General features: G+C 60.2%; 17 protein-coding genes. 4 read left to right on the top strand and 13 right to left on the bottom strand.

All coding sequences use genetic code 11. The features are described 5' to 3' along the window. Positions 1-23 precede the first annotated feature (23 nt). Positions 24-566 carry a YaeQ family protein gene (locus AOA62_RS18200; RefSeq protein WP_099549357.1) on the bottom strand — a complete coding sequence of 181 codons (543 nt, stop codon included), beginning with the start codon at positions 564-566 and terminating at the stop codon, positions 24-26. A 148-nt stretch (positions 567-714) separates the two neighbouring features. Between AOA62_RS18200 and AOA62_RS18195 the strand changes: the two genes are divergently transcribed. Both AOA62_RS18195 and AOA62_RS18190 read left to right on the top strand, forming a co-directional pair. Further along, positions 715-1,914 carry a CaiB/BaiF CoA-transferase family protein gene (locus AOA62_RS18195; protein ID WP_099549356.1) on the top strand — a complete coding sequence of 400 codons (1,200 nt, stop codon included), beginning with the start codon at positions 715-717 and terminating at the stop codon, positions 1,912-1,914. Further along, positions 1,914-2,786, top strand: coding sequence for a TIGR02285 family protein (locus tag AOA62_RS18190; RefSeq protein WP_017139735.1), 873 nt, complete (start codon positions 1,914-1,916; stop codon positions 2,784-2,786). Before AOA62_RS18195 ends, AOA62_RS18190 begins: the two co-directional genes overlap by 1 nt. A gap of 196 nt (positions 2,787-2,982) precedes the next feature. On the opposite strand, the gene AOA62_RS18185 is transcribed toward AOA62_RS18190, so the two are convergent. Continuing rightward, on the bottom strand, positions 2,983-3,267 hold the full coding sequence (locus AOA62_RS18185) for a DUF3509 domain-containing protein (protein ID WP_026013896.1): 285 nt from the start codon (positions 3,265-3,267) through the stop codon (positions 2,983-2,985). Between the two features lie 207 nt (positions 3,268-3,474). On the opposite strand from AOA62_RS18185, the gene AOA62_RS18180 reads away from it, so the two are divergent. Next, positions 3,475-4,137: a response regulator transcription factor gene (locus tag AOA62_RS18180; RefSeq protein ID WP_017139733.1), complete on the top strand. Its 663-nt coding sequence runs from the start codon at positions 3,475-3,477 to the stop codon at positions 4,135-4,137. On the opposite strand, the gene AOA62_RS18175 is transcribed toward AOA62_RS18180, so the two are convergent. From AOA62_RS18175 to xerD, 6 genes are all read right to left on the bottom strand, one after another. Beyond that, complete coding sequence (locus AOA62_RS18175) at positions 4,106-5,350, bottom strand: EAL domain-containing protein (protein ID WP_099549355.1); 1,245 nt, start codon at positions 5,348-5,350, stop codon at positions 4,106-4,108. The two genes, AOA62_RS18180 and AOA62_RS18175, sit on opposite strands and share 32 nt — an antisense overlap. A 73-nt stretch (positions 5,351-5,423) precedes the next feature. Next, positions 5,424-9,002, bottom strand: a complete 3,579-nt coding sequence (locus AOA62_RS18170; protein ID WP_099549354.1) for a transporter substrate-binding domain-containing protein — start codon at positions 9,000-9,002, stop codon at positions 5,424-5,426. 111 nt (positions 9,003-9,113) lie between these two features. Further along, the gene (thrC, locus tag AOA62_RS18165) at positions 9,114-10,523 is read right to left on the bottom strand and encodes a threonine synthase (protein WP_099549353.1); all 1,410 of its coding nucleotides are present in this window, start codon (positions 10,521-10,523) and stop codon (positions 9,114-9,116) included. A 66-nt stretch (positions 10,524-10,589) separates the two neighbouring features. Continuing rightward, on the bottom strand, positions 10,590-11,894 hold the full coding sequence (locus AOA62_RS18160; RefSeq protein ID WP_017139729.1) for a homoserine dehydrogenase: 1,305 nt from the start codon (positions 11,892-11,894) through the stop codon (positions 10,590-10,592). Positions 11,895-12,023: 129 nt separating this feature from the next. After that, positions 12,024-12,755 (bottom strand): thioredoxin fold domain-containing protein, encoded by a 732-nt coding sequence (locus AOA62_RS18155; protein ID WP_017139728.1) that lies wholly within the window; start codon positions 12,753-12,755, stop codon positions 12,024-12,026. 140 nt (positions 12,756-12,895) lie between these two features. After that, positions 12,896-13,792, bottom strand: a complete 897-nt coding sequence (gene xerD, locus AOA62_RS18150; protein WP_099549352.1) for a site-specific tyrosine recombinase XerD — start codon at positions 13,790-13,792, stop codon at positions 12,896-12,898. Between the two features lie 107 nt (positions 13,793-13,899). On the opposite strand from xerD, the gene AOA62_RS18145 reads away from it, so the two are divergent. After that, on the top strand, positions 13,900-15,708 hold the full coding sequence (locus AOA62_RS18145) for a sodium:proton antiporter (RefSeq protein WP_099549351.1): 1,809 nt from the start codon (positions 13,900-13,902) through the stop codon (positions 15,706-15,708). A 1-nt stretch (position 15,709) separates the two neighbouring features. On the opposite strand, the gene AOA62_RS18140 is transcribed toward AOA62_RS18145, so the two are convergent. The 5 genes from AOA62_RS18140 to rpsP all read right to left on the bottom strand — a co-directional run bounded on the left by AOA62_RS18140 (position 15,710) and on the right by rpsP (position 18,150). Then, a complete protein-coding gene (locus AOA62_RS18140; protein ID WP_016977715.1) occupies positions 15,710-16,123 on the bottom strand; it encodes an acyl-CoA thioesterase in 414 nt (137 codons plus the stop codon). 82 nt (positions 16,124-16,205) lie between these two features. Then, positions 16,206-16,556, bottom strand: a complete 351-nt coding sequence (gene rplS, locus AOA62_RS18135; RefSeq protein ID WP_003175895.1) for a 50S ribosomal protein L19 — start codon at positions 16,554-16,556, stop codon at positions 16,206-16,208. Positions 16,557-16,601: 45 nt separating this feature from the next. Then, the gene (gene trmD / locus AOA62_RS18130) at positions 16,602-17,375 is read right to left on the bottom strand and encodes a tRNA (guanosine(37)-N1)-methyltransferase TrmD (protein WP_170875847.1); all 774 of its coding nucleotides are present in this window, start codon (positions 17,373-17,375) and stop codon (positions 16,602-16,604) included. Further along, the gene (gene rimM, locus AOA62_RS18125; RefSeq protein ID WP_099549350.1) at positions 17,357-17,893 is read right to left on the bottom strand and encodes a ribosome maturation factor RimM; all 537 of its coding nucleotides are present in this window, start codon (positions 17,891-17,893) and stop codon (positions 17,357-17,359) included. The genes trmD and rimM overlap by 19 nt, the downstream gene beginning before the upstream one ends. Positions 17,894-17,898: 5 nt before the next feature. Continuing rightward, positions 17,899-18,150, bottom strand: coding sequence for a 30S ribosomal protein S16 (gene rpsP / locus AOA62_RS18120; RefSeq protein ID WP_003175899.1), 252 nt, complete (start codon positions 18,148-18,150; stop codon positions 17,899-17,901). Positions 18,151-18,244: the final 94 nt, after the last annotated feature.

Here is an 18,244-nt window from a genome sequence, read left to right as displayed (position 1 = left end):
CCAGCTTTTCACAGTTTTACTTTTTAGCCGCGTTCGCCGACCAGCCACTCCAGCTGCACTTCATGCTGGCCACGGTCGTCAGTCACGAAAATAGTGCCTTCGCTGATCATCACGTCCCACTTGATCACGCGCGGCATGTCCTTGGCCAGGGTCTCGAGGACTTCCTGCGGCACGGCGGCGATGTGGACGTTCTTGAGGTTCTTGGCCACCGGCACCACTTTGCCTTCCCATACGCGCAGGCTGCCATAGGCCAGCAGGCTGGTGCGCTCGGTACGGCGTGAGCACCAGGTCAAGCGGTCGGCGTCGGGCTGGCCGACTTCAATCCAGTGCAGAACCCGATCATCCAGGCTTTTTTCCCACAGGGCTGGCTCGTCTACATCTGACAGGCCACGCCCGAACGCCAACTGCTCGTTGTACCAAAGGGCGTAGGCCAGCAGCCGCACGGTCATACGTTCTTCGGTTTCCGAAGGGTGGCGGGCGATGGTCTGCTTGACGCTCTCGTACACCGAACGATCGAGGTCGGTGAGGTTCAGTTCAAATTTGTAGGTCGTGGACGGCTGGGCCATGAACGGGCTTCTAAAGACAGGGAAAGGTCGCCAGTCTAACCGATGGGGCAGCCATTGAACGAATACTGCGCTGCATCATGCTTATCCCTGGGCCGCTCGCCTATGTTAAAAGGCATGACACCACCGCCCCTGCTTGCTAAGGATCCTCATGTCGTTTAATGCCAAACCGCTCGCCGGCCTGAAAGTCATCGAACTGGGCACCCTGATCGCCGGACCGTTTGCCTCACGTATCTGCGCCGAATTCGGTGCCGAGGTGATCAAGGTCGAATCCCCCGATGGCGGCGACCCGCTGCGCAAGTGGCGCAAGCTGTACGAAGGCACGTCGCTGTGGTGGTTTGTGCAGGCGCGCAATAAAAAGTCGCTGACCCTGAACCTCAAGCACCCGGATGGCCTGGCGATTCTTAAACAGCTGCTGGCGGACGCCGACATCCTGATCGAAAACTTCCGCCCCGGCGTGCTGGAAAAACTCGGTTTGAGCTGGGAAACCCTGCACGCGCTGAACCCCAAGCTGGTGATGGTGCGCCTCTCCGGTTTCGGCCAGACCGGCCCGATGAAAGACCAGCCGGGCTTTGGCGCGGTGGGCGAGTCCATGGGCGGTCTGCGCTACATCACAGGCTTTGAAGATCGCCCGCCGGTGCGCACCGGGATTTCCATCGGCGACTCCATCGCGGCTCTGTGGGCGGTGATCGGCGCGCTGATGGCGTTGCGTCACCGTGAGGTCAACGGCGGGCTCGGCCAAGTGGTGGATGTGGCGCTGTACGAAGCCATCTTCGCGATGATGGAAAGCATGATCCCGGAGTTCGACGTGTTCGGGTTTATCCGCGAGCGCACCGGCAACATCATGCCCGGCATCACGCCGTCCTCGATTCATACCAGTGCTGACGGCAAGCATGTGCAGATCGGCGCCAATGGCGATGCCATCTTCAAGCGCTTCATGAGCGCCATCGGCCGCGACGATTTGGCCAATGACCCGGCCCTGGCCAGCAATGACGGGCGCGACAGCCGCCGTGACGAGCTTTACGGGGTGATTGATCGGTGGGTCAACTCGCTGCCGCTGGAGCAAGTGGTCGAGCAACTGAACAAGGCCGAAGTACCCGCCAGCCGTATCTACAGCGCCGAAGACATGCTCGGCGACCCGCAGTTTCTGGCCCGGGAAATGTTCCTCAAGGCGCAGCTGCCAGGTGGCAAGGACTTCAAGATGCCAGGCATCGTGCCCAAGCTCTCCGAGACGCCGGGCAGTTGCGAATGGGTTGGGCCGCAGTTAGGGGAGCACAACAGCACGGTGCTCAATGAGCTGGGTTACGACGCCGCCGCCATCACCCGTTTGCGTGAGGATGGCGCGATCTGATGGTTCGCCCGTACGTCCGCTTGCTCCTTGTAAGCACGCTGCTCGGCGGCTGGTCGCTCTCGGCTCAGGCCGAGGACACACTGACCTGGCTGCTGCGCGACCTGCCGCCAATGACCATCTTCGAAGGCCCGCAAAAAAACCAGGGCGCACTCGACCAACTGTTGCCGATGCTCAGGGAGCACCTGCCGGAGTATCGTCATCAAGTGATGCACGTCAACCGCGCGCGCGGCATTCAAATGTTGCGTGCTCAATCCCTGACCTGTGACCCATCGCTGCTGTGGACGCCGGAGCGCGCCCAGTACGTGGTGTTTTCCGCCCAGGCATTCGTGACGGTCAGCAATGGGGTGACGATCCAGCGCAGCCACCAGGCGGCCATGGCGCCCTATATCGTCGAGGGTCAGTTTGACCTGCAAGCCTTTCTCAAATCCCATACGGCGCGCATTGGCGCCACTGCCGAACGCAGTTACGGCCCCGCCGTCGATGAACAGCTAAAGCACGCCGACCCGCACACCCTGGCCCTGCATTACGGCAATGACGCCCTTGGCAGCCTGTTGCAGATGCAGCGCCTGGGGCGGCTGGAGGCGGTGCTGGGTTACCCGCCGGAAATCCGCTATCACGCCCAGCAACAGGGAATTGCGGCCCACGACCTGCTGTTCTTTCCCATCAAGGGCTCAGCGCCTTACCAACGCACGCATATCGCTTGCTCCAACACGCCGCAAGGTCGCCAGGCCATGCAGCGAATCGATCAGGCATTGGGCGAGATTCCACTGGAGCAGGTGCAACAGTCCTACGCCTCGTGGTTAGACCCAGTGATGCGTGAACAGTATTTGTCGCACAACCCGAGTTTCTTCCTCGACTCTCCCGAGCCCTGAGCACCGAGACCTGACCCTCAGCGAGGCAAATCCCAGGCAAAAAGAAACCCCGAAGAGTGGGGAGACACTTCGGGGTTAAACGTGGCCTACAAAGACCAGTACAACAAGCCACAAACACCGGAGCACAATGTTTGCTCTTGCCGTTAAAAAATCTGACCGGGCATGGCGTAGGAAGTTTCGCCAATTAAACAATTCTTCATGCGATCACGCTGCCGCGAGTCTGTGCGGCGTTGCGCAAGGCGGCGATAACCGAGGGTTCCAGGCGCCCTTCGGCGATTTTAAGGTCGCGCAGCAGGCAATCGACCACATCCACCAGCACGCGCTTATCGGTCAATTGCGCGCGATCGACTTCCCGCTCGACGACAATAGCGCCAGCCGGGTTCTTCACGGTCACCAGGCACTCGCCCTGCACACCCGAGGTGGTCAACGTAACCTGATAAGGGCTCAGTGCTTCTTCGAGCAATAGGCTGATACTTTCCATCTCGATCACCACTCAATCATTCGAATAAAGTTCGAAAAACAAAAATGTCACCAAGGTGCTGACATTCAAGTGACCCGTGCCCGCAGCAGAAAGTTCGACCTTTTGTATCGTCGTCTGCCCGAGTCAACCGAGCATGCACGGCAAAGATGACAGAGAGAAAACAACCTCCAACAGGCTAGAATCCCTGGATTATCCTGGGAGCCTGCCTTGAAAGCCGCGTCTGAAGCGCCACTGCGCATCGTCCTCGCCGACGACCACCCGATTTTTCTGATTGGTTTGCGCGCCGTGTTGGAGCGTGACGAACGGGTACGCATCGTCGCCGAGGCCAATTCGCCCCAAGCCCTGATTGAACAGCTGAACACCTGTGCCTGTGATGTGCTGGTGACCGACTTCATGATGCCCGCCGAGCCTCAGGCCGACGGGCTGCGCCTGATAGAACAGCTGCGTCGGCACCATCCCGAACTGCCGATTGTGGTGGTGACCATGCTCAATAACGCCGGCTTGTTTCATTCCATTCTGAAACTGGGGGTCATGGGCCTGCTGAGCAAGGCCAGCTTGGCCGATGAGCTGCCGCAAGCAATTCACCACGTGCGGCAAGGGCGTCCTTATGTGGCCCACGCCATTCGCCAGGCACTGAGCCTTGCCGGCGAAGTCGGCGCTGACCACCTGCAGTCGCAGCAACAGCTGTCACCTCGGGAACTGGAGGTGATCCGCCTGTTGGCTGCCGGGTTGGCGGTGGGCGAGATCGCCGCGCAACTGCATCGCAGCAAGCAGACGGTCAGCGCGCACAAGGTCAGCGCCATGCGCAAGCTGGGCCTGGGCAACGATGCCGCGCTGTTTATCTATGTGCAGGAACACGGACTGGCATAGCCTGAAACGCGATCCATTGCTTGAGCGCCTCGACCTCCATTGGCCGCGCGATAAAACAGCCTTGCAGCCAGGCCGCGCCCAATTCTCCAACGGCATGGTAATCGGCGGCGCTTTCCACCCCGGTCACCACCACGCCAATGCCCAAGTGCGCAGCCATGCTCATGGCACCCGCCACCACGGCAGCCTTGCGATCATCCTCGGCCATGCCACTGGCAAACACCGGAGGGATCTTCAGCTCAGTGAAGGGCAACGCCAGCAGGCTCTGCAGGCTGGTGCCGCCGACGCCGAAATCACCAATGGACAACTTGCACCCCATCATCCGCAAGCGCAGCAGCCCGGTGAGGTGGGCACTGTCGGTTTTTAACCGTGAGGTCTCCACCAACTCCAGGGTCAGCCCATGGGCCGGCACGCCGTGCAGTTGCAGCAGGCCTTGCAGTACTTGGGGAAAGTGCGGTCGCTCCAGCATGCGCCCGGGAATATTCACCGCTACAGGCAGCAGTTGCCCGGTCTGGTCCATGACCTGGCCAGCCAGGCCCAGTGCCTGCTCCAGTACGTGCCAAGTGAAGGCCTCTTCCATGCCGGCAAACTCCAGCACCGGCAAAAAGTCGTCAGGCAACAGCAGCTCATTTTCATTAGATTGCCAACGGGCCAGGGCCTCGACCCGTTGCAGCACGCCGGCCTGGCTGACGATAGGCTGATACCAAACCCGGCCACAGCGCGCGATGCTGGCCTGGCTGACGTCCGCCGAGGGTGGCAACGGCTCGCGCTCGCTCAGGTCGAGCAGATGACGCACCCGCGCCCATGAGGTCACCGGCGGCCCCGCACGCAAGCGCGCCTGGCAGTCCATCAACACTTGCCCGACCAGCTTGGCCGACGCCGGCTTGGGCAAGCACGCCAGCACATTCAGCCCCTGTTGCCGCGCCATATTGGCCACGCCTTCGAGCACGTCCGGTTCGGCATTGCTGAGCAGGATCAGCACCTGGGCCAGGCTGCGCTCGGCCAGTTCGCGGATCAACTCCAGGCCATCGCCCTGCTCCAGGTACAGATCGCAAATAGCAATGTCCACCGGGCCGGCACTGTCCAGGGACTGGCGGGCGGCTTCAACCGTCTCGGCGGTGAGTACGTTGAACACGCCGTTGGCATTGAGCATCTGGTGCAGCGCCATCAGTTGAAACGGGTTGTCTTCAAGGATCAGCACTTTGAGGGAACGCATGGGCAACTCTGTCGGCAGCGGGCAAAGACCGGCACAGTAACCAAAAGCTGCAGGGCGCCCCATAGGACGTGTCCTAAACGTGAGCGTCCAGGTAGGGTTGCAGGTCGCGACGGAACACCATCAACGCCTGGGACAACCTTGACCACGGCGCCTCAAGTTCGCTGCCGCGCGCCTCACGTGCGCAGCTCTCCAGGGCCATGCACGCCTTGGCCAGCGGCAGCGCATCGACCAGCGAGCAAATACCCTTGAGCCGATGCAACGACGCATTCAGGCGCGCCATGTCTTGCTCGCCCAAGGCCAACCCCATCACTTCATGCTCGCGGTCCAGGCTCCTGGCCAACTCTTGCAGCATGCTGTGCAGCACCGGCCCTTCAGCCTGGGTCATGGTGCGCAGGGTCTGGATATCAAAAGAGCGTGGCGCCGCCCGTTCTGCCAGCACCTGAGCCCAGCGCTGCAACGTGATCGGCTTGACCAACAGCTCATCCATGCCGACTTCCTTGCCACGCTGTTGTTCATCCTGCATGGCATTCGCGGTGCAACCGATCACTGCGCAACGCGGTAACTGCTCAGTGGCTTCAATCCGTCGGATCGCCTGGCTCAGCTCATAGCCGGACATGCCCGGCATCTGGCAATCGGTGACCAGCACGTCAAAGCCTTGCTGCGACCATGCCTGCAACGCGCCCTGCGCTGAATCGACGGCGACCACTTGATGGCCGAGGAACTCCAACTGCTGCACCAGTACCAGACGGTTGGCCGCCAGATCATCGACCACCAGCACCGACAGGCTGCGACCGGCAGGCGGCAATGAAGCACCGACGGGTGCCGGTACGTCGTCAGTGCTGATCCGCGCCAGGTGCAGGTCGATGCACACCACCGTACCTGCGCCCACGACACTGTTGAGGTGAATGCTACCGCCCATCAACTCCACCAACTGCTGGCAGATACTCAAACCCAGGCCGGTGCCGCCATGCTCGGCCGCGGTCGAAGCGCTCATCTGCACAAACGGCTTGAACATCCTCGCTTGCTGATCGGCCCCAATCCCCGGACCGCTGTCTTCCACGCACAGGTGCAGGTATTCGGCGCCGGCCTCATCGTGCCGGCAATCGACACTGATACGCACCCCGCCGTGCTGAGTAAACTTGAGCGCATTGCCCAAAAGGTTGTGCATCACTTGGCGCAAGCGCAGCGGGTCAAACCAGTAATAACCCTGGGCTGCCGGGTCAAACGCCAGGGTCAGGTGCAGGCCCTTTTTTTGCGCCGTGGCCTCGAACAAGCGCTGGATACCTTCGAAAAAGCCCTTCAGCTCAGTCGATTGCGGTGCCAGTTGCATATGGCCCGACTCAATCTTGGCAAGGTCCAGGCTGTCGCCCATCAACGCAATCAGCTCACGTGCCGAGCGATGGGCTACCTGCAAGGCGTCGGACACAGGCTGGCCGGCTGCCAGGCAGCGTTCCTGCTCCAGTTCGAGCAAGCCGATGATGGCGTTCATCGGTGTACGAATCTCGTGGCTCAGGGTTGAGAGAAACGCACTTTTGGCGTAGTTCGCTTCGTCGGCGGCCTGACGCGCGTCCATTAATTGATGCTCCAGGACTTTGCGCTCGTTGATGTCGATCCAGCCACCCAGCAACCCCTGCAAACGGTTCTCGGCGTCAAAGAACGGCACAGTCCATTGGTACACGTGAACGCTGCCGCCGTTGAGTTCCAGCTCCCGGTCGACAAACAGCGGTTGTTGCGTGGCCAGTTGCACCATATGGCCTGCATGCAGGCGCGCGGCGGTGAGTTCGGGCATCACCGCGCTTTCCATCAAGGTCAGGCCCTGGATCTTTTCAAGGCGAGTTGCCAATTGCTGTTCATAACTTTTGTTGCAGGTCACCAGGCGCCCGGCCAGGTCGCGCACGAATAGCGGGTTGGGCATGCCGTCGAGCAAGGCGCGCTTGAAGGCCAATTGGTCATTGAGCCGACGTTCAGCCTCCAGCCGCTGGTGGATCTGGCGCTTGAGCCGGCTGTTCCACACCAACGACACCAGCACAAACAGGATCGCCATGGCCACCGTCCAGTAAGCCCAGGCAGGGACACGCTGCCAGGCCGGCACCGGAATCGCCACCGCGCCGATCCAGCGCAGGCGCAAGGCGCTCAGCTCGGCGACCGGCAAGGCTTCCAGCGCCTTGTTCAGAATGCTCAACAGTTCAGGCTGGTCCTTGCGCACCGACAGGCTGTTGGCCGACCACTTGCCATCGACGCTGCGGCCAATGCGCAGGCCATCCTGTGGGTAACTCTGCACTTCCACTTCTGTCTGCAGCGTGGCAGCCGCTTCGCCGCGTCTTACCCAGTCACGGGCCTGGGTGTAATCAGTGACCAAGCGCAGGTTGATCTGCGGGTACGCCTGGCGAATGTAGGGCTCAAGTACATGCCGTGCCGGCAGCACCAGCACCTTGCCGGCCAACTGATCCAGGCCGGTCAGCGGCGCCGCATCAGCAGGCTCGACAAACACCCAGCCAGAGCCACCGAAACTGTGGCTGAAGTTGAGCAGCGCCTGGCGCTCCTGATTCTCGGCCAAGGTGGTGTTCATGTCCGCCCTGCCCGTTTCCAGCCAGCTCAGGGTTTGCGCAGTGGAATGCGCCTCCTCGAAGACAAACTGTAAACCGGTCATGCGCGAAATCCGGTTGAGCAGGTCAACGTTCAAGCCCACCCAGCGGTCGTCCTTGTCTCTGAACACGTAAGGCGACATTTGCTGGGCCGCCACCACCACATGCGGGTGCTGCAACACCCACGCCCGCTCCGAGGCCGACAGCGCAATGCGCTCAACACCAAAACCGACACCCAGTCCGGTGGTCCAGCGCGCGAGAATTTCGCGCTGCACCGACTCATCGATGCTCGCCAGCGCGCTGTCCATCATGGCACCGAGCAACGGGTCGGCCTGGCGAGTGGCAAACGCGAAGCCGATCGGGGGCAAGCGACTTTCTTCTTTGATCTGCAACCTCAGGTAAGGCCGCAGCGACTTGTAGGCGCGCACGATGACTTCGTTGCCGATAAACGCATCGGCGTCGCCCTGATTGAGCGCCTCCAGCCCACTGTAGAGGTTGGGCGCAAGCATGATGTGGCTGCCGGGGTAGGCGGCATGCACGTTCTTGACGTTGGCATAGCCATCGAGCAACACCAGCTTCTTGCCCGTCAGATCGTCGCCCTGGCTATCGTCGCGACACAGTACTACTACCGACCGGTCGGGCATGTAGTCGCGGGTAAACTGCAAACCGGGTACATCACGCTCATAGCCATTGGCGCTGGTGAGAATGTCAATGGCACCGTTGCGCAACGCCTCGACCGCCTGGGCGCGTTCGGCAAAACCGAGCACCTGCATCGACACACCCAGGCGCGCACCGACCAGGCTCAGGTAATCGGCACTGATGCCCTGGTAGCGATTGCGGTCGCGGGTGATATCAATCGGCTGATAGTCATCAATGGAAATCCCCACCTTCAAGGTCCGATGGGCTGCCAGCCACTGCTGCTGCGCCGGCGCCAGCGGCAACGGCTCCAGCGGGATAAACGCCGGCACCAGTTTGAAAGGCAGGCTGACGGCGGCCAGGCCCATTGGCACTTGGCCAAGCAAGAGCACACACGCCAAACGCACCGTCCATTGGATTACTGCATGCACCGATTGGGTTTCCTTGAGTCTTCGGGTTAAGCGCCTGCGCAAGTATGGCCCGCCAGAATGAAAAAGCCCGTCACGAAGACGGGCTTGATCTGCCGCGCAGCCACTGATGAATCAGAGTGGCTTGCCGCGATTGCCATGCTGGCTGACAAACGCCTGCACAGCTTTCAGATCATTGGCCAGCACGGTGCAGCGCTCTTCGCGCTCGAACAGGTCAGCCAGGTGCGGCGGTAACTCCAGCGCCTTGCCAACGCCGGCCTTCTCCACCGCTTCCGGGAATTTGACCGGGTGGGCGGTGCCCAGAATCACCATCGGGATGTCCAGGCTGCGACGGCATTCGCGTGCGGCCTTCACACCGATAGCGGTGTGCGGGTCGAGCAGCTCGCCGGTCTGCGCATAGACTTCGGCGATGGTTTCGCAGGTTTGCGCATCGTCCACGGCCAGGGAGTCGAACAGCTTGCGGGTTTCGGTCCAGCGCTCTTCATCAACGCTGAAACCACCGCCGCTCTTGAAGGTGTCCATCAAACCGGCAATGGCTGCGCCGTTGCGACCATGCATGTCGAACAGCAGGCGTTCGAAGTTCGACGAGACCATGATGTCCATCGATGGCGACAGCGTGGCGTGCAGGGTTTCCTTGACGTACTGGTTGCCGCTCATGAAGCGGTGCAGGATGTCGTTGCGGTTGGTGGCGACGATCAACTGGTTGATCGGCAGGCCCATGTTGCGCGCCAGGTAACCGGCGAAGATGTCGCCAAAGTTGCCGGTCGGCACCGAGAACGACACCGAACGCGCCGGGCCGCCCAACTGCAGGGAGGCGTGGAAGTAGTAGACGATCTGGGCCATGATCCGCGCCCAGTTGATCGAGTTCACCGCCACCAAACGCGTACCTTTGAGGAAGCTCTGGTCAGCGAAGCTGTTCTTGACCATTTCCTGGCAGTCATCGAAGTTGCCTTCGATGGCGATGTTGTGGATGTTCTCACCGAAGATGGTGGTCATCTGGCGACGCTGCACCTCCGACACGCGCTTGTGCGGGTGCAGGATGAAGATGTCGACGTTCTCGCAGTGCTTGCAACCTTCGATGGCCGCCGAGCCGGTATCACCGGAAGTGGCACCGATGATCACCACGCGCTCGCCGCGCTTTTGCAGCACGTAATCGAGCAGGCGACCGAGCAGTTGCAGGGCGAAGTCCTTGAACGCCAGGGTCGGGCCGTGGAACAGCTCCAGTACCCACTCATTGCCGTTCAGTTGACGCAGGGGTGCGATGGCGTTGTGGGAAAACACGCCATACGTTTCTTCCAGAATCTTTTTGAAATCCGCATCGGGGATGCTGCCGGTAACAAACGGGCGCATCACCCGGAACGCCAGTTCGTGGTACGGCAGGCCGGCCCACGAGGCGATCTCTTCCTGAGTGAAACGTGGCAGGTTTTCCGGCACGTACAGGCCGCCGTCAGTGGCAAGGCCGGCGAGCAAAACGTCTTCGAAGTTCAGGGCCGGTGCCTGGCCGCGGGTGCTGATATAACGCATGACTGGCTCCTCTAGAGCATTCTGAACAAGGGCCGCCGAACGTGTGGGGCCCTTGCCGCTAAACGATTAGTTCAGGTGTTCAACACGGATGCGCACCACCGGCCCAACCACGCCCTGCAACGCTTCAAGCGCGGCAATGGCATCGTTGATGTGCTGCTCGAGCACGCGGTGGGTCAGCAGGATCATCGGCACCAGGCCGTCTTGTTCCTCGACTTCCTTCTGCATGATCGACTCGATGTTGATGCCACGCTCCGAGAGGATGCTGGCCACTTGGGCCAACACGCCTGGGTGATCCTTGGCCTGGATGCGCAGGTAGTAAGCGCTTTCACAGGCTTCGATCGGCAGGATCGGGTGGGCCGACAGCGAATCCGGCTGGAAGGCCAGGTGCGGCACGCGGTTTTCCGGGTCGCTGGTCATGGCGCGAACCACGTCTACCAGGTCGGCGATCACCGACGAAGCGGTCGGCTCCATGCCGGCGCCCGCGCCGTAGAACAGGGTGGAGCCGGCGGCGTCACCGTTGACCATCACGGCGTTCATCACGCCATTGACGTTAGCGATCAGGCGGTCAGCCGGGATCAGCGTCGGGTGTACACGCAATTCGATACCGGCCGGGGTGCTGCGCGCCACACCGAGGTGCTTGATGCGGTAGCCCAGGGCTTCGGCGTAGTTCACGTCGGCGGTGGTGAGCTTGGTGATGCCTTCGGTGTAGGCCTTGTCGAACTGTAGCGGAATGCCAAAGGCGATGGACGCCAAAATGGTCAGCTTGTGCGCTGCGTCGATGCCTTCCACGTCGAAGGTCGGGTCGGCTTCGGCGTAACCCAAGGCTTGAGCTTCGGCCAGCACGTCTTCGAAGGTGCGGCCCTTCTCGCGCATTTCGGTGAGGATGAAGTTACCGGTGCCGTTGATGATACCGGCCACCCAGTTGATACGGTTGGCAGACAGGCCTTCACGGATCGCCTTGATCACCGGGATGCCACCGGCCACGGCGGCTTCGAACGCGACAATCACACCCTTTTCACGCGCCTTGGCGAAGATCTCGTTGCCGTGTACGGCGATCAGCGCCTTGTTGGCGGTGACCACGTGCTTGCCGTTTTCGATGGCCAGCAGCACCAGCTCGCGGGCCACGGTATAACCGCCAACCAGCTCGATGACGATATCGATTTCAGGGTTGGTGGCCACGGCGAAGACATCGTTGGTAATCGCAATACCGGTCGTTTGGAACTGAGGCTTTGGCGTACGCGTGGCAATTTGCGCCACTTCAATCCCACGCCCTGCACGGCGGGAAATTTCTTCAGCATTACGCTGAAGTACGTTCAAGGTGCCGCCACCGACGGTCCCTAACCCACAGATGCCTACTTTGACCGGTTTCACTGAAGAACTCCCCATGAAACGGCCGACTCAAGGTCGGCCGTGGTAAACAGCCGCACAACTGCGGCTCTCAATTAATGCCCCGTCGACTGTTCGACGGGGCATGATCGTCAAAGGCTCGACGATGACTGCTTACTTCGCACCCAGTGCCAGTTTGGCAACTTGTGGCGCCGGCTGGTAGCCCGGAATCACTTGGCCGTCAGCCAAAACGATGGCCGGTGTACCGTTCACGCCAATCGACTGGCCGAGGGCGAACTGCTTGGAAACCGGGTTGGCACATTTGGCCGCCTTGATTTCCTTGCCATCGACCATTTTGTCCATGGCCGATTTCTTGTCGGCCGAACACCATACGGCTTGCAGTTGCTCGTCACCCGGCGAACCCAGGCCCTGGCGCGGGAACGCGACGTAGCGCACTTCGATACCGGCCTTGTTCAGCGCAGGCACCTCGGCGTGCAGCTTGTGGCAGTACGGGCACGTGGTGTCGGTGAACACGGTAATGTGGGTCTTGGTCTCGCCAATGGCTGGGTAAACCACGGTCTCAGCCACCGGAATGCCGTTGATCAGCTTGGACACGCCCAGGCGCTCGGCCTTCTCGGTCAGGTTGACCGGCTTGCCGTCTTTAAGTTGGAACAGGTAGCCCTGGACGATGTACTGGCCATCGGCACTGGCGTACAGCACACGGCTGCCCTTGAGCTTGACTTCATACAGGCCGGCCATGGGGCTGGCGCTGATGCTTTCGATCGGGGTGTCGAGCTTCAGGTCCGCCAAACTCTTGCGAATGGTTTGTTCGGCGGCGTCATCGGCGACAACAAAGGTGGAAACCAACGCAATCGCTGCGGCGGCAATAATCTGGGTCAAGCGCATGGGAACTCCTGAAGGCAGATGCAGGGACGGCTGTGGAACACCGCTTGGAAACGCGGGCAGTGGCCGTCCCCTTTACTAACCGGCAAAGCCTACCACAGTTGGGCGCCAGGGCAGCCGGTGGCGGGACAAATTGGCGGCTTTCAACCGCGCGGGTGGTGCTTGGCGTGCATCTCCTGCAAGCGTGCGCGTGCCACATGGGTGTAGATCTGAGTTGTGGACAAGTCGCTGTGGCCCAGCAGCATTTGCACCACGCGCAAATCCGCGCCGTGGTTGAGCAAATGCGTGGCGAATGCATGGCGCAAGGTATGCGGCGACAGCGCCTTGCCGATCCCGGCGACCTTGGCCTGGTGCTTGATACGGTGCCAGAAGGTCTGGCGAGTCATCTGCTCGCCGCGCAGGCTGGGGAACAGCACATCGCTGGGTCGCCCACCAAGCAGCTCATTGCGGGCGTCACGCATATAGCGCTCCACCCACACAATCGCCTCCTCGCCCATCGGCACCAGCCGCTCCTTGCTGCCTTTGCCCATCACGCGCAACACGCCCTGGCGCAGGTTGACTTGCTCCAGGGTCAGGCTGATCAGCTCGGTCACGCGCAAACCGCAGGCATACAAGACCTCAAGCATGGCGCGGTCGCGCTGGCCGATGGCTTCGCTCAGATCGGGGGCGGCGAGCAAGGCATCGACGTCAGCTTCCGACAAGGATTTAGGCAATGGCCTACCGAGCTGGGGCATGTCGATTTGTAGGGTCGGGTCGACAGCAATCAGCTTTTCCCGCAGCAAATAGCGATAAAACCCACGTACGCCCGAGAGAAATCGCGCCGTGGAACGCGGCTTGTAATTCTGCTCCAGACGCCAGGCCAGGTGATCGAGGATCAACTCACGACCGGCATTGATCAGTTCAAGGTTTTTGTCCTGCAACCAGCCATTGAACAAAGCCAAGTCGCTGCGATAAGCCTGGCGGGTGTTGTCCGACAGGCCTTTTTCCAGCCACAGGGCGTCGAGGAAGCGGTCGATCAGGGGATGGTCAATGGCGGGCATGGGCACTCAAGCAGCGCAGCACAGGGCTTTGCGCAAATTATTTAGTGAACTGTTACAACGGGCACTAGTCTTTCATAGCCCGCTATTTCAAGGAACAGGAAGCTTCAATGAGCGAACAACAGATTCTGCTGGCATTTGGTGGCATTGGCGTGGCCGCGTTGGCCTGCCAATGGCTGGCATGGCGCCTGAAACTTCCCGCCATTCTGTTTCTGCTGGTCAGCGGAATCCTGGCAGGGCCGGTGCTGGGCTGGCTGAACCCTCAGGAAATGTTCGGTCCGTTGCTGATGCCATTGGTATCCCTGGCCGTGGCACTGATCCTGTTTGAAGGCAGCCTCACGCTGCACCTTTCGGAATGGAAGGAGATCGGCAGCGTCGTGCATCGCCTCGTCACGGTCGGCGCCCTGTCGACATGGGCCGTCATTACCCTGGCTACCCACTGGCTGCTGGGTTTTGACTGGATGCTCGCCCTGCTTTTCGGCACCTTGACGCTGGTGACCGGGCCTACCGTGATTGTGCCCATGTTACGTGTCGTGCGGCCAAAAGCCTCGATCGCCAATATCTTACGCTGGGAAGGCATTGTCATTGACCCGATTGGTGCGCTGCTCGCCGTGGTGGTCTACAGCTTTATCATCGCTCGCGCGTCAGGCGACGGCTTGAGTCACAGCCTGCTGACCTTTGGCGGCGTGATCCTGTGCGGCAGCCTGTTCGGCGTCGCCGGTGGTTGGGTGTTGGGGCAGATCATGCGCCGGCAATGGCTGCCGGAATACCTGCATAACCTGGCTACGCTGGCTGGCGTTCTGGGAATCTTCATCGCCTCCAACGAGGTGATGCATGAGTCCGGCCTGTTGGCCGTGACGCTGATGGGCATGTGGATGGCCAATATGAAGGGCGTTGACGTACGCCACATCCTGCATTTCAAGGAAAACCTCAGCGTCCTGCTGATTTCCGGGTTATTCATTCTGCTGGCCGCGCGCCTGGACCTGAACGCCCTGATTGCCTTGGGGCCGTTCGTACTGATCCTGTTACTGATCATTCAATTTATTGCACGACCTTTGAACGTCGCGCTTTCGACCTTTGGTTCCGGCCTGAACTGGCGTGAACGTGCCCTGCTGTCCTGGATTGCACCACGCGGGATCGTGGCCGCAGCCGTGTCGGCGATTTTCGCCATTCGCCTGGATGAGGCCGGTCATGAAGGCGCACTGTTACTGGTGCCACTGACATTCGCGGTGATTATCGGCACCGTTGTCCTGCAAAGCGCCACGGCCCGCCCGCTGGCACGCCTGCTGAAAGTCGCCGAGCCTGCGCCCAGCGGCTTCCTGATCGTCGGCGCGAACGGCCCGGCGCGCATCCTGGGCAAAGCCTTGCAACAACTGGGCAGCAGAGTGCTGCTGACCGACTCCAGCTGGGAAAACATCCGCGCCAGCCGAATGGAAGGGCTACCCACTTACTTCGGCAACCCGGCATCACAGCATGCCGAATCGCATCTGGATCTGGTCGGCCTCGGGCATTTGCTGGCGCTCTCACCTTCGGGCGAACTGAACACTTTGGCCGCCATGCGCTTTCGCCACGATTTTGGGCATCGTCTGTTCGCCCTGGCCAGCAGCCAGGAAAGCCGTCGCACCGATAAGCACCGGGCCAGCCACGAGCACCGTGGCCATTTGCTGGGCAGCCAACCCCTGAGCTACACCAAACTTGCGAGCCTGCTGGGCCAAGGTGCAGAGCTGTATAGCACCAACCTGACCGAAGGCTTCAGCTGGGAACAGTACCAGGCGCTGCATGGTGACCGCGCGACGCTGCTGTTTGCCCGCGATACCGCAGGCTGGGTACACGTGGTAACCCCGGACAGCAGCTTGAAACCCGTAGCTGGCTGGACCTTGCTGGCCGTGATTCAACCAGAAAACAACACAGCCGAATAAGTCAGTCGGCAAAACCAGGCAATACCGGCACAGGGCGTTTGTCAGCATCAATCGCGACAAAACTGAACACGCCCTGGATCGCCTTTTCACGGCCATCGGCACTCATGCTCTCGACGAATACTTCAACCTCGACCTTGAGGCTGGTGTTACCCACTTTGATTACGCGGCCGATCAACTCGACGATGGAGCCGGCCGGGATCGCGTGGTTGAAGTCGATACGGTCGGTGGACACGGTCACCAGTGGCAAGCGGCAAAAGCGCGTGGCGGTGATGAACGACACTTCATCCATCCACGCCAGCGCAGTGCCGCCGAACAGGGTGTTGTGGTGGTTGGTGGTCGGCGGGAACACGGCTTTGGTCACGTGGGTGACGGACAGGTCGGTGCGGCGCTGGATTTCTTCGAGGCGGGTGGTCATGGGCAAATACCGGTAAACAGACAAATTTCAGGCACAAAAAAGCAGCCCGTAGGCTGCTTTTTTCTGCATCGGGAAGCTGGACTTAAGCCAGTTTTTCCTTGATGCGAGCTGCTTTACCGGACAGGTCACGCAGGTAGTACAGCTTGGCTTTACGTACGTCACCGCGACGCTTAACGGCCATGCTGTCGATTTGCGGGCTGTAGGTCTGGAAAGTACGCTCTACGCCAACACCGTTGGAGATTTTACGAACAGTGAAAGCACTGTTCACACCACGGTTACGCTTGGCGATTACCACGCCTTCGAACGCTTGCAGACGCGAACGGTCGCCTTCCTTCACTTTCACCTGAACGACAATAGTGTCGCCCGGGGCAAAGGTAGGGATCTCTTTGGTCATCTGCTCTGCTTCGAGTGCAAGGATGATTTTGTTAGTCATGCTGTGCTCCTAAGGTAAGTCAATGGACCTACCATCGATACGTTGTTAACTATCGTCCCGCGCGAGGATGTATTCCTCGAGCAGCTTCTTCTCTTCTCCAGAAAGCGAGCGGCTTTCCAGAAGATCGGCGCGTCGTTCATAGGTCCGACCAAGGGACTGCTGTAAACGCCAACGCCGGATGTGTGCGTGATTGCCACTTAGCAATACGTCGGGAACACGCTGATCCGCATACACCTCCGGTCGGGTGTAGTGCGGGCAATCCAGCAAACCATCCGTGAAGGAATCTTCCTCCGCGGAGTCCGCATGCCCTAAAGCTCCAGGCAGCAGTCGTGTAACCGCATCTATCAGGACCATCGCCGGCAGCTCGCCGCCAGACAGGACATAGTCCCCAATCGACCACTCTTCATCGACATGCGCTTCAATAAAACGCTCGTCAATGCCTTCATAGCGACCGGCAATCAGGATTAAGGCCTCCTCATTCGCCAGTTCGCGCACGCCAGCCTGTTTCAGCTGACGGCCTTGAGGGGACAGGTAAATTACCTTCGCCTTCTCCCCGGCTGCTGCCTTGGCCTCGACCAACGCATCTTCCAGGGGCTTGATCTTCATCACCATGCCCGGGCCACCGCCAAATGGGCGATCGTCCACAGTGTGATGTCGATCTGTCGTGTAGTCTCGCGGGTTCCAACAGGTGAGCTGCAACAGCCCCTGTTTCACCGCCCGACTGGTGATGCCGTACTCGCTGATGGCGGAAAACATCTCGGGAAACAAACTGATCACTTCAATGCGCAAATTAGCCACGCTTAGAAGTCCGCGTCCCATTCCACCTTCATCTCGCCCGCGGCCAGGTCGACGGCCAACACGCATTGCTCGGTATAGGGCAACAGGCGTTCGCGATCATCCAGGCTGCCAGCGCAAGGCTTGACCAGCATTACATCATTGGCGCCGGTTTCCAGAAGATGATCGATTTTCCCGAGCAATTGCCCCAGTTGATCAATAACCTTCAGACCTTCCAGCTGGTACCAGTAGTACTCGCCGTCGGTCAATTCAGGGAACAGGTTGCGCGGCACGCAGATCTCATAACCGGCCAGAAGACGAGCTTCTTCACGGTCATCAAGACCCTTGAGCTTTGCGACCAGGAACTTATCGCTCCCGCGTCCACTGACCAGCTCGACCTGTTTCACACTACCTTCGCGCTTGAGCGTCCAGGTTTTGTACTGCAACAGGTTTTCAGTCGGATCAGTAAAGGAATACACCTTCACTTCGCCGCGAACGCCATGAACAGAGTAAATCTTGCCGATAACGATCAAATCATCAGCAACAGCTGGCGTCGCGTTCATATTGCTCAGGCTGCGGCCTTAGCCGAGTCCTTCAACAGTTTTGCAACGCGCTCGGATGGCTGTGCGCCAACGCTCAGCCAGTAGGCTACGCGCTCTTGGTTCACGGACAGACGAACTTCTTGACCACGAGCAACAGGGTTGAAGAAACCAACCTGTTCCTTGTGCGAACCGTCGCGCGGGTTGCGGCTGTCGGTTACGGTCAAGTGGTAAAACGGGCGCTTTTTGGAGCCGCCAAGGGCAAGACGGATTGTTAGCATGTGAACATCGTTCCTGTAGTCGGTGCTGCAAATCTAAATGCACAGCGGGCATAGGTGCCCGAAAGGCCGCATATTCTAAGGAATATCCGGACTT

It is taken from the genome of Pseudomonas sp. 2995-3 (assembly GCF_002742565.1).
Classification (GTDB): domain Bacteria; phylum Pseudomonadota; class Gammaproteobacteria; order Pseudomonadales; family Pseudomonadaceae; genus Aquipseudomonas; species Aquipseudomonas edaphica.
The sequence above is the reverse complement of the archived record's forward strand: the minus strand, read 5'-3'. Positions and strand labels throughout refer to the sequence as shown.